A 12,191-nucleotide genomic window follows, 5' to 3' on the forward strand; every position below is an offset into this window, starting at 1 on the left:
ATTTTTCGTCGTTATTACCACATAAATCAAGCTCTCTATTGAACATTAAAAACTTGGTATTATTTTTGCTTAATTAATAATTGACCCAATAAGGATCAATTAAACATGAGGTGAATCATGATGTCTAACTTAAATATCAGTAGAAGAAAATTAATCACATTTTCAAGTGCAGCAATAGCCGGATTATCGGTTAATCAACTGCTAGCAAAAGCGTATGCACAAGATATACAAAAAACGATCTCATTCTCACTACCCATGGTGAATAAAGTTGTCACGCCAGATGCTACTAATCCTGTTCGACTTAACTTTAACGAAAATACACTAGGCATGTCACCAAGTGCTAAGCAAGCTGCCATTGATGCTGTTCCTAAAGCTAATAGATATGCAAAAGCTGAAATGCCGCTATTAAATAAAGCATTGGCGCAACATCACCATGTTAATGAAAAGCAAATCCTTTTAACAGCGGGATCATCAGAAGGTATCCGTAGTACTATTTCTGCTTTTGTTAAACCTAATACGCAATTAGTTATACCAGAACTTACCTATGGTGATGGCGAGCATTTTGCTAAAATTTTTAATTTAAAAATAACCAAAGTTCCATGTTTATCCGATTGGAAAATTGATATCACAGGCTTAAAAAAAGCAGTTGAAGATTATCAAGGATTTTCTATTGTTTATCTAGTTAATCCAAATAACCCAACTTCGACTGTGTTTGGCATTAATGAGATCGAATCATGGATATCAAGTAAGCCTAAAAACACCATTTTTATTTTCGACGAAGCATATGCTGAATTTGTTAATGATCCTACTTTTGAATCAGCAGACAAATTTATTACACAAGGATATGAAAATATTGTATTACTTAAAACATTTTCTAAAATTCATGCTATGGCTGGCTTACGTGTAGGCTACGTTGTAAGTACTGATGAAAACATTAAAAATATAGCACAGTATGTAGCAGGTGAAAAACTCAACTATTGTGGTGTTTGTGCTGCGTTAGCATCGATAAATGATACTCAATATTTGACCTACTCCAAAAAAGTGGTTGATGTGTCACGCGAGATTATGGAAAAAGTATTGTCAGAGTTGGGACTACATTATCTTAAATCAGAAACTAATTTTATGTTTCATAAAGTACCTATCAAGTTAAATGATTATCGTGAATTAATGAAACATAAATTTATATTAGTCGGTCGAGATTTTCCCCCTGCGACCAATTGGTGTCGTATATCACTCGGCACACCGGGCGAAATGCTGTATGTCGCAAATGTAATGCGTGAATTAAGAGATAAAGCGATAATTTAAATCATAAACTAATAATTAAAGCGCTCTAAATCGATTAAATTAAGAACGCTTTAATTTAAATACTAGATAAATCTCAATGTTAGCTACCAGTTAAACGGCGTGTCATCCAGTAATGTTTCTTCCAGTAGCTTTCATTTAAGTTAGAATAGGTAACCCCTTTCGACGTTGAAGCATGCAAAAATTTACCATCTGCATAGTAAATACCTACATGTAAACCACTACGGCTACGACCGGTTTTAAAGAACACCAAATCGCCTGCTTTAGGCTTCTTCACCTTGACACCTAATTTAGCTTGCTCTGCAGCACTTCTCGGTAAAGTTTTTGAAAGTTTATTTTTGAAAAAGTTCATTACCAAAGCAGAACAGTCACTACCCGCTAAAGTTGTACCTCCATAACGATATGGCGTATTTTGCCATTTTTTATAGTGAGATTCTATTTTAGCTAACATAGTTGGGCTAGGTTTACTGCTCTTAACAGCAACTTGACCTTGGCTAGTACTACAACCAAATAACATAAGGATAGAAAAGATCAACGTAGTTATTAAAAAAAGTTGCTGTAAATTAATGCAATTGCTCAGCAACGTCCCTAATAGTCGATTGTCTTTTTTTGTCATTTCTTTTTATTCCTTTATTTAAAGTCGACCAATGCGAATAACGTCTTGCTACCTTTAAGCTTTTAGGTAATATTCCCTTTTCCCATTCACTTTTATCTAATTTAGATAATTTAACAGGACTCATGTCCGCATGGCTGCGATGATTTAGACTTTCTTTTAGGCGAATTAATCGCAAAGAAAGAAAACAAATAATAACATCATCAACACTTAATTTACTATAACCAGAAAGCTGATACCGCATTCTAGCACCATAATGTTTTGCAGTTTGCATTAAACTACCCACGGCTGCGCCAATTAACGCAGCCGAGCCTAGCGAAATTCCTCCGGTTGCTAAGTCAATACTTGCACCTATCGTTGCGCCAGACACAAAGCCTTTAGTCAAATGGATACCCATCGTTTTTAATGCATCAACATTAAAAAGGTCAGCATTATAACGGCCTTTGATTAAAGGCAAATTTTCTTCACTCTCTTGAGTTGAATCGAATTGATACAACTTTAGTAATTCGTTGATCGCTATTTGTTCTCGCTTTCTGACTTTATTTTGCATATCAGTAATTGCTTGATTGTCATTTAATTTAGCCATTTCGTAAAAGGCCGTGACATCAACAAGAGTTTCAGCAATAATTTGATTTGCGGTTTGATTGCGAGATTCGCGAATTTGTGCGATTTTATCTAGCCAATTATCTAATATTTCTTTAGCTGGCTCAACCAGTAAAGCAAGGCTATGATATAAACGCTCCTCACCATCTAGGGGAGGAAATATAGCATCGAAGCGTATGATAGCATGAATCCCAATGCGTGACAGTAACTTTTTCCATTCCTTTTCATTCTGATCGCTATCAGAGATAAAATTTAAAACGGCTAATATGGGTTTATCACTATTGGCTAAAATAGCTAATTCATCATGATACTTGGCCAATACTGGCTCACGTGCATCAATGACATAAATGGCTGCATCGCTATTTAACAATTGTCTGATAACTTTAGCTTCTTGATTAAATACGTTTTCGGATTCTGGACTTTGTAAAAAAAATGTTAATTTATCAATACCATCAAGTTTTGAATTAGCGGGAACAAGTTGGTTAATATAATCATAAAGCGCTAAACTGTCTTCTAACCCCGGGGTATCATAAAAAACAATCGATTTATTATGTTCAAGTGGCAATGTTATTGATTCAACATGTCTTGTAGTACCGGGGCTATCAGACACATGACCAAAATGACTGTTACGAATCAAAGTACGAAGTAACGACGTTTTGCCAACATTAGCATGACCCACCACTGCTAATTTTAACGTTGATAACATATTAAAGGTCCTCGCTTAGCCAATCAGGTTGAGCTAACTGAAAAGATAGCAATTGCCAATTATGATACTGTTTGCCTTGATTAATAAACCAAATACGAGTTTGCTGTGATTTATTAATCAACTGATGAATAAAATTCAATAATCCCCGATCGGGCGATCTATCGGTATCAATCGCTATTAACAGTTTTTTGGCTGGTGTCAATTGTAAATAATCTAAAATCTTACTACGCTGCTCACGAGTATTTAAAAAACCTAAAAATGAAACAGATTCTGGATAATGCCAACTTTCTTGCACATCTATGGCAACCAAAAATGCACCCTCGCCGTTTTCAATTGAATGTATTGGTAAATACCATTGATTGCTGGTACTACCAAATTTATCTGCATCCTCAATCTTAACAAACAGTGGCTGTAATTGATTTGCTAATATCTGATAATCAGGGTGTGCAGTATTTAGCGTAATTTGGCGGCAACTAACCAACCAATTAACACCACAAAATACCATACATAAAAATCGTACCACCAAGCCATAGACAATAAACACGCCAAGCAACCAAACAGCCCATGATGAACGTACTTCACCAGCGCTTAGCGCATGTTCGCTTAGCTTTATGACTTCGTCCTTAGGAATTTCAAAACCAAATAATGACGGTAAGTAACCTAAATAGTGAGTTAAAGCAATCACAGTATCAGAACTAAGCAGCGTTGTTTGCCATTCAAAGCTATAATGCTTGGTTGAAAATAGCACAACTAACACCAATAACGAACTGCTTAAGATCACAGTCCAAAACAGATTAAGCACAAAACCGATAAGCCAACGAATGCGCGATCCAAACAGCTCAACAAACGCAGGTATAAGTTGCTGGACTGTCTTTTTTTGAGAGAGTTTTTTAGCTAACCATAACCAACAATGAATCAATAAACTGCCACCAAAATTAGCAAAAAATAAGAACGAACCAAACCAAATAGATAATGTAATAAAATGCACACCTAATAAGCTAAAAAGTGCCCAATACAAATTGATTGGATTTTGGCTTAACGCCCCCAATGCTAAAGAGCTCCCCAAAAACACCGATAATAACAACAATAGCACAAAAGAGAATTTAACAGATCGCAGCAGTACTTTTTGCGCCGAATATAGCCCATTTTGTTTAGACAACATGGTTGCTCGCATCACAATTCGATCTGTAAGCGATATTTGTTCTGCTCTTACTTGTCGGTTAATGTCTTGATCGGCAAATCGTCCAGACTCAGTTTCAATTAAATGGATGGTTTCGGTCAGCCAGAGTGATTTTAGCTTTTGTCGCATTAGATTTAATCTTCGCCATTATGATGAATATAATATAAAAGAAACGCGACCTAAGTCGCGTTAAAAAAATCGAATCAATTACTGTGTTATTTCACCAATCTTGCTTAGTAAAGTTTGAATACGTTGTTGCCATACTTGCTGATCTTGTTTTAGTTTTTCGTTTTCGTCGCGTAACACTTTCATTTCATCAGAACTATCATTAATTAGTTGCTCCAACTCTTGATTACCTTGCTTTAAAGTAGCAATCTCTTGTTGTAATGTAGTGATAGTATTAATTGTATGTTGGATTCGACTTTCTAATTGATTTAATATTTCTAATGACATATTTTTCCTCAAGCTCAATTTATTTGATGTATAATAGATAGTATTATAACCAATTCATTCTGAAATCAACACCTTTTTAAATCTTAAGTTGGAGAAAATTATGCGAAAACCTCTCGTTATGGGTAACTGGAAACTCAATGGTAGTATTGAAATGGCAAAAAACTTAGTGGCAGAGCTAAAAAATGAGCTATCAACCAATACTCAATGCGATGTAGCCATCGCCCCACCAGTTGTTTATTTAGACTTTGTCAAACATCAATTAGATAAGTCTAATATTATTTTAGGTGCACAAGATGTAGGAGTTAACTTATCGGGTGCTTTTACTGGTGAAGTATCAGTCAATATGCTCAAAGAAGTTGGCGTAACTCACATTATCATTGGTCATTCTGAACGTCGCACTTATCACAAAGAATCTGATGAATTTATTGCTAAAAAGTTTGGTGTAATTAAAGAGGCGGGTTTAGTGCCTGTATTATGTATTGGTGAAACCGAAGCCGAAAACGAAGCAGGTCAAACACAAGCAGTTTGCGCACGTCAAATTGATGCAGTTATTAAAGCGCTTGGCGTTCAAGCATTTAACGGTGCTATTATTGCTTATGAACCAGTTTGGGCTATTGGAACTGGTAAATCTGCAACCCCAGCACAGGCGCAAGCAGTCCACAAATTTATTCGCGATCATATTGCCAAACAAGATGCAAAGGTAGCACAACAAGTGATCATTCAATATGGTGGTTCTGTTAATGATAAAAATGCAGCCGAACTATTTACTCAGCCAGATATTGATGGCGCATTAGTTGGTGGAGCATCATTAAAAGCCGATGCTTTTGCCGCAATCGTTAAAGCTGCTGAACAAGCTAAAAAATAAATCACAAACATAGCCAATAATAAAAAGACGCTTATTAGCGTCTTTTCATTTTCCTAGTTAATTTCAATTTTAGCTTTTGGCTGATAGCGTGATGGCCAAATTTTCTCAGCAGGAACTTGCAAATAATCAGAAATTATTCGCTCATACTTAGGGCAATGTCGATACAATGCGTTTCTCAACGTATCCGCCTGCAAGCCGCTGGCTCTCGATAATGCCCTTAAATTTCCGCCTCTGATTTTAATTTCACCTACGACTCTAGATGGAGTCCAGTCTTGATCTTGTTCTCTCATTATGAGATCCTCTATTAGTTAAACTCTTGCTATTGTAAAGATTATCGGTATTACAATACTTAAAATATAAGAAATCACTAGCAAAGGATATCACATAAAAAAACGAATTAAAATAACAAAAGCAAAAAGAATACAAGTAACGGAATAAAAAATGACTAAAAACAATGTAAAAAAACAAGGTGAATTTGAAAAAACGCGCATATTAACCGAGACAGGGGTAATTCATTTTAGGGATAGATTAAACTTAGTATTAGAAGGTGCATCAGGAAATGCTTTCGCCAAAAAAGTCGGAATGTCAGAAGCGGTAATACGTGATTACTTATCTGGCAAAACCTATCCGGCCTTAAATAGACTGGCCATTATTGCCCAAAAATGTGATGTACCTATTGAGTGGTTAGTGACAGGCAAAGGAGAATGCCGCTTATTATCTGAATCTGGAGGCCGGAATTCAGTTTATATTCCATTTCATCAATTGAACGAAACAAGTAAATCTTATTCCCAAATAGAATCCATTCCGTTCGAAATTACCTTAATAAAACATCTAGGTTGCAATCACGAAGACTTAACTGCGGTTTGGGCAAAAGGCGACAGCATGGAACCCACGATATCAAATCATGATATCCTAATTATCAATAAAGCCCATCACAAACCGATTGATGGCTATTTGTATGCTGTTGAATATGAAGATCAAATCTGTATTAAACGAATTCAAAATCAAGGTGTTAATTTGGTATTACTTTGTGATAATCCTAAGTACCCAGCTATTATTGGTGAGAAGAATGAATCACAAAACTTTAAAATTATTGGACTTGTTATTTATCTTTTAAAAGATCTTAACTAAGCCCCATTTCACCTTTAATAATAACAGCTTTATCAGTTTTGACTGATAAAGCTGTTTTAACTTGCGAAAATTCGTTTTTTTACACGAAAATCAAAACTAAAAAAATGTAAAAAAGTTTCAGGAAACTATGCGTTTTAGTATAAATTTAATGTAAAGTTAATTTAAATAAAAAATCAATACAGCGATCGCTATCCGCATAACTTTATGCTTTTTTCCGTAGTTATGCTAAAATTAACTCCAAATTTTTTATTAATTTTACCTATTAATACAATCATTATGCCAAATATAAAAACTCAAAAAAAAGTCGTTGTCGGTATGTCTGGTGGCGTGGATTCTTCTGTCTCGGCTTATTTATTACAACAACAAGGATATGAAGTTGTTGGATTATTTATGAAAAATTGGGAAGAAGACGACACAGAAGAATATTGTTCAGCCGCTATAGACTTAGCGGATGCGCAAGCAGTGTGTGATAAATTGAATATTAAATTACATACTATAAATTTTGCAGCTGAATATTGGGATAATGTATTTGAACATTTTCTATCTGAATATAAAGCAGGTCGAACGCCAAACCCTGATATTTTATGTAATAAAGAAATTAAATTTAAAGCTTTTTTAGAATATGCAGCAGAAGATCTTGCAGCTGACTTTATTGCCACAGGGCATTATGTCCGTAAACGTCAAATAGGCGACAAGGTTGAATTATTACGTGGCATCGATACTAACAAAGATCAGAGTTACTTTCTTTATACCTTAAGTGAAGCACAAGTGAGTCAAAGCTTGTTTCCGGTTGGTGAACTAGAAAAACCAGAGGTGCGTAGAATTGCACAACAGCTTGGCTTAGCTACCGCAGCTAAAAAAGACTCAACGGGCATCTGTTTTATTGGTGAACGCAAATTTAGTGACTTTTTAGCGCGATATTTACCAGCGCAATCAGGTAATATTCGCACTGTTGATGGCAAAGTCATCGGTCAACATCAAGGTCTGATGTATCACACATTAGGGCAACGCAAAGGGCTAGGTATTGGTGGCTTAAAACAAGCCGATGACACACCATGGTACGTAGTTGACAAAGATCTTACCAATAACGAACTGATTGTGGCACAAGGTCATGATCATCCCGCGCTATTTTCTGATGGATTGATTGCTCAGCAACTCCATTGGGTGGACCGTAAAGTAGTGACCAAACCATTTAGTTGTACCGTAAAAACGCGCTATCGCCAACAAGATATCGCTTGCCAAGTTATCCCATTAGGCGATGACAAAATCAAAGTTATGTTTGATAATTCTGTTGCAGCTGTTACACCGGGCCAATCTGCCGTCTTTTATAAGGATGAAGTCTGCCTTGGTGGTGGTATTATAGAAGAAAGAATTAAAAGCAATAAGGAGTACTAAAGTGAATAATAAATATCATCATATTGCTATCGCTCTTGCTGGTGTTGCACAAAGTGCCATATTAGTGCCCCAACTAGCTAACACAGGCGCTTGCAGTACCATGCTTTATGAACAAACAATAAAAAGTGTATTTAAAACCTCGCCAACAACAACGGCCGATGTTTATGATGGTATTGAAAATATCAAAACAGGATTACAAACGCTAATACAACTATTATCGTCTGGTCAAAAAGAACAAATGCAAATAATTCGTTACCTGTTTGGCACGCTTAGTATTACAAGCAAATTATTAAAAAATAATGACGCATTAGATAAGATAGACCAGCGATTAAAACGCATCGCAGGACTTTATTTAGAGATGAATGATGAAACTGTCAGCGCTCATGTTAATGATCTATCTTACTCATTAGCGGGAATTTATTCAGATATTATCAGCCCAATATCAACGAAAATCAAAGTTATTGGCAAAGTCGAATTTTTACAAAACTCGACAGTACAAGCTGAAGTAAGAACGGCACTTTTGGGGTGTGTTCGATCGGCCATTTTATGGTATCAAGTTGGCGGTAGTCGCTTTCAGTTTATTTTTTGCCGTAAACGTATTTGTAATGCTGCACAGCAACTATTAGACCAAATTAATCGCGCAAACTAATTTACACTTTATAATTGATATTTCAAAATAGCAACGGAGTTAAACCGATGGAATTATCTGCACTTACTGCCCTTTCACCAATTGATGGACGTTATGGCGACAAAACAACAGAGTTACGCTCTATTTTTAGCGAATATGGTTTATTAAAATACCGCGTCCAGGTCGAGGTTTGTTGGTTACAAAAGTTAGCCTCACAAGCAGATATTTTAGAAGTTCCAGCGTTAAGTCAATCAGCCATCAATCATCTTAATCAAATTGTAGATCAATTTAATGAGCAAGATGCAAATCGCATTAAAGAAATTGAAAGAACTACGAATCACGATGTCAAAGCAGTGGAATATTTTTTAAAAGAAAAAGTTAGCACAAATAAAGAATTACACACCATTAATGAATTTATCCATTTTGCCTGCACATCAGAAGATATTAACAACTTATCTTATGCGTTAATGCTAAAAACAGCCAGAGATACCGTTTTACTGCCCTATTGGAATAAACTGATTGACAAAATCACCTCACAAGCCAAAGCCTATCGTGATTTACCGCTGCTTTCAAGAACACATGGTCAACCTGCTACGCCATCAACTATTGGTAAAGAGTTTGCCAATGTCGCTTATCGCCTAAAACGCCAATTAAAGCAACTACAATCGGTTGATATACTGGGTAAAATTAATGGCGCAACTGGAAATTACAACGCGCATATGGTGGCTTATCCACAAGTAAATTGGCATCAACTGAGTGAGGAGTTTGTCAGTTCATTAGGGTTAAAATGGAATCCTTATACCACACAAATTGAACCCCATGATTATATTGCCGAATTTTTTGATTGTGTGGCGCGATTTAATACCATTGTTATCGATTTTGATCGAGATATCTGGGGATATATTTCATTAAATCACTTTAAACAAAAAACTGTTGCTGGTGAAATAGGATCTTCAACCATGCCACACAAAGTTAACCCAATTGATTTTGAAAATTCTGAAGGCAACTTAGGGATTGCCAATGCAATCATGAATCATTTAGGCAGCAAATTACCGATTTCCCGCTGGCAACGCGATTTGACCGACTCTACTGTTTTACGAAATCTGGGCGTGGGTATCGGTTATGCCATTATTGCTTATCAATCAACTTTAAAAGGATTAAACAAGCTTGAAGTCAACGAAGCCTATTTACTTGAAGAACTTGAACGCAACTGGGAAGTATTAGCCGAACCAATCCAAACCGTCATGCGCCGTTACAGTATTGAAAAGCCATACGAAAAATTGAAAGAATTAACACGTGGCAAACGTGTTGATGCAGAGGGAATGAAACAATTTATTGATTCATTAGATTTACCAGAAGACGAAAAATCACGATTAAAGCAATTAACGCCAGCTAACTATATTGGTTATGCAACCCATTTTGTTGATAAACTATAATACTGACTTAAATCTCATAGTTAGCCTGAACTTGATTAAAGCTAATCTTTCAGGCGACTATGATAAGCACATTTATCCAACTCAATAAAAGTGCATTATTTGTATAAAATAGGAAAATATAATTGAAGATCCGCATTGCAACTCGAAAAAGCCCCTTAGCATTATGGCAGGCTAATTTTGTTAAACAAAACCTATTACTGGCACACAAAAATTTAACTGTAGAACTAATACCGATAGTTACACAAGGCGATGTATTACTTGATAGCCCACTATCAAAAATTGGTGGAAAAGGTCTTTTTGTTAAACAACTAGAACAAGCCATATTAAATAGTGAAGCGGATATTGCGGTCCACTCAATAAAAGACATTCCAGCAGAGTTTCCTGAAGGGCTAACACTCGCGACAATTTGCAAGCGAGATGATGTACGTGATGCATTTATTTCAAACAAGTATTCAAATCTAGATGAACTACCAAATGGAGCGGTAATTGGCACATCAAGTTTACGACGTCAATGTCAGTTACGAGCAAAATACCCCCATTTACAAATTAAAGATCTTCGAGGCAATGTTGGTACTCGCTTAGCTAAGCTTGATAATAACGAATATGATGCCATTATTTTAGCCTCAGTTGGTTTAAAACGTCTAGCATTAGAAGACAGAATTAAACAGTATATTGATACCAGCTTAATTTTACCGGCTGTCGGACAAGGTGCAATTGGTATCGAAACTCGAACAGATGACAAGCAAATATTAAATATTCTTTCAGTGCTTGATGACAAAAATAGCCGAGTTTGTATCCAAGCAGAAAGAGCAATGAATAAAACATTACAGGGTGGTTGCCAAGTGCCTATTGCTTGTTATAGCCAATTAAATAATGATATCTTATCATTACAAGGTCTTGTTGGGCGCATTGATGGTTCTAAAATAATCAAAGCCGCATTAACAGGTGATATATCAGAGGCCGAAAAGTTGGGGCAAGAACTAGCAAAACGCTTATTAGAACAAGGTGCAAAAGCAATATTACAGGAATTGAATGGAGGATGATTTATGTCACTAGGCCCTCTCCTGAGGGTGAAAAGCTTACCCAACTATTTAATCAAACAAACCTGTCAGCACAACATCTGCCATTATTTAATATTTCTCAAGGTGATGATCTGCTCAATTTACAAGAGCAACTGAATCAACTTTTACCCAACGACATTGTCATCGTTGTTTCACCACAAGTAACACATGTTATTAACACTTACCTTTCCAATCTAATATTACCAGCTAGCCTGCGTTATTATGCGATAGGTAAAAAGTCAGCACAATTATTTAACCAATTTACCACTGCTAAAGTCAATTATCCCAATATAGAAAATAGCGAAGGGTTATTAGCTGAACTCCAACAAGAATCTGTACAACACCACACTATTTTGATTTTATGCGGTAATGCAGGTCGGCAATTACTCACGCAAAAACTAACTAGTCGAGCAGCCAAGGTTAAATCAATAACCTGTTACCGCCGTAAACCCATCCACTACTCACTAAATATATTATCCAGCAATGTTGAAAAGCAAATCATCATTATTACTAGCCTAGAACACTTAATCCAACTTGAATTATATAGCAATCTTGAACATAAAACACAGGCTAATCTTGTTGTAACCAGTCAACGAATCTTTGCAAAAGCCAAACAACTCAAATGGCAAAAAATTCTACTGGTCAATAGCGCAAATAATCAAAAACTTTTTGAGGCTGTAACGGTAAACTACGGTATAACCGAATAATTTAAATAGATTCGGAAAGTAAATTATTGGTCAGTATTGAAAGAAAATGATGTTCAAGGCTAAGCATATGATAGAAATTAAAAACTGATGGGTGAATTTACTTAAATTGAT

The 12,191-nt window shown here is 35.8% G+C and carries 13 protein-coding genes; 8 read left to right on the top strand and 5 right to left on the bottom strand.

The genetic code is table 11. The features are described 5' to 3' along the window. The first annotated feature begins 120 nt into the window (after positions 1–120). Entirely contained in the window at positions 121–1,305 is a 1,185-nt protein-coding gene (locus ACYIAM_RS04760; protein WP_483747456.1) for a pyridoxal phosphate-dependent aminotransferase, read from the top strand. 79 nt (positions 1,306–1,384) lie between these two features. On the opposite strand, the gene ACYIAM_RS04765 is transcribed toward ACYIAM_RS04760, so the two are convergent. From ACYIAM_RS04765 to zapB, 4 genes are all read right to left on the bottom strand, one after another. Next, positions 1,385–1,918: a C40 family peptidase gene (locus ACYIAM_RS04765; RefSeq protein WP_174796347.1), complete on the bottom strand. Its 534-nt coding sequence runs from the start codon at positions 1,916–1,918 to the stop codon at positions 1,385–1,387. Then, positions 1,866–3,224: a DUF3482 domain-containing protein gene (locus ACYIAM_RS04770; protein ID WP_483747457.1), complete on the bottom strand. Its 1,359-nt coding sequence runs from the start codon at positions 3,222–3,224 to the stop codon at positions 1,866–1,868. Before ACYIAM_RS04770 ends, ACYIAM_RS04765 begins: the two co-directional genes overlap by 53 nt. A 1-nt stretch (position 3,225) precedes the next feature. Further along, positions 3,226–4,533 carry a DUF2868 domain-containing protein gene (locus ACYIAM_RS04775; RefSeq protein ID WP_483747458.1) on the bottom strand — a complete coding sequence of 436 codons (1,308 nt, stop codon included), beginning with the start codon at positions 4,531–4,533 and terminating at the stop codon, positions 3,226–3,228. Positions 4,534–4,611: 78 nt separating this feature from the next. Then, positions 4,612–4,857 carry a cell division protein ZapB gene (gene zapB / locus ACYIAM_RS04780; RefSeq protein WP_160431283.1) on the bottom strand — a complete coding sequence of 82 codons (246 nt, stop codon included), beginning with the start codon at positions 4,855–4,857 and terminating at the stop codon, positions 4,612–4,614. Positions 4,858–4,957: 100 nt separating this feature from the next. Here zapB and tpiA point away from each other — a divergent pair, with 100 nt between their 5' ends. Then, on the top strand, positions 4,958–5,722 hold the full coding sequence (tpiA, locus tag ACYIAM_RS04785; protein ID WP_483747459.1) for a triose-phosphate isomerase: 765 nt from the start codon (positions 4,958–4,960) through the stop codon (positions 5,720–5,722). A gap of 53 nt (positions 5,723–5,775) precedes the next feature. On the opposite strand, the gene ACYIAM_RS04790 is transcribed toward tpiA, so the two are convergent. Continuing rightward, a complete protein-coding gene (locus ACYIAM_RS04790) occupies positions 5,776–6,012 on the bottom strand; it encodes a helix-turn-helix domain-containing protein (protein WP_065637466.1) in 237 nt (78 codons plus the stop codon). A gap of 151 nt (positions 6,013–6,163) precedes the next feature. Between ACYIAM_RS04790 and ACYIAM_RS04795 the strand changes: the two genes are divergently transcribed. The 6 genes from ACYIAM_RS04795 to ACYIAM_RS04820 all read left to right on the top strand — a co-directional run bounded on the left by ACYIAM_RS04795 (position 6,164) and on the right by ACYIAM_RS04820 (position 12,080). Further along, the gene (locus tag ACYIAM_RS04795; protein ID WP_483747460.1) at positions 6,164–6,853 is read left to right on the top strand and encodes a LexA family transcriptional regulator; all 690 of its coding nucleotides are present in this window, start codon (positions 6,164–6,166) and stop codon (positions 6,851–6,853) included. Positions 6,854–7,129: 276 nt separating this feature from the next. Next, on the top strand, positions 7,130–8,248 hold the full coding sequence (gene mnmA, locus ACYIAM_RS04800; protein ID WP_174796342.1) for a tRNA 2-thiouridine(34) synthase MnmA: 1,119 nt from the start codon (positions 7,130–7,132) through the stop codon (positions 8,246–8,248). A 1-nt stretch (position 8,249) separates the two neighbouring features. Continuing rightward, complete coding sequence (gene hflD / locus ACYIAM_RS04805) at positions 8,250–8,897, top strand: high frequency lysogenization protein HflD (RefSeq protein ID WP_174796341.1); 648 nt, start codon at positions 8,250–8,252, stop codon at positions 8,895–8,897. Positions 8,898–8,944: 47 nt separating this feature from the next. Then, positions 8,945–10,312, top strand: coding sequence for an adenylosuccinate lyase (purB, locus tag ACYIAM_RS04810; RefSeq protein ID WP_483747461.1), 1,368 nt, complete (start codon positions 8,945–8,947; stop codon positions 10,310–10,312). Positions 10,313–10,434: 122 nt separating this feature from the next. After that, the gene (gene hemC / locus ACYIAM_RS04815) at positions 10,435–11,355 is read left to right on the top strand and encodes a hydroxymethylbilane synthase (RefSeq protein WP_483747462.1); all 921 of its coding nucleotides are present in this window, start codon (positions 10,435–10,437) and stop codon (positions 11,353–11,355) included. Beyond that, on the top strand, positions 11,352–12,080 hold the full coding sequence (locus ACYIAM_RS04820) for a uroporphyrinogen-III synthase (RefSeq protein WP_483747463.1): 729 nt from the start codon (positions 11,352–11,354) through the stop codon (positions 12,078–12,080). The genes hemC and ACYIAM_RS04820 overlap by 4 nt, the downstream gene beginning before the upstream one ends. Positions 12,081–12,191 lie beyond the last annotated feature (111 nt).

Source organism: Gilliamella sp. X-60 (assembly GCF_057063585.1).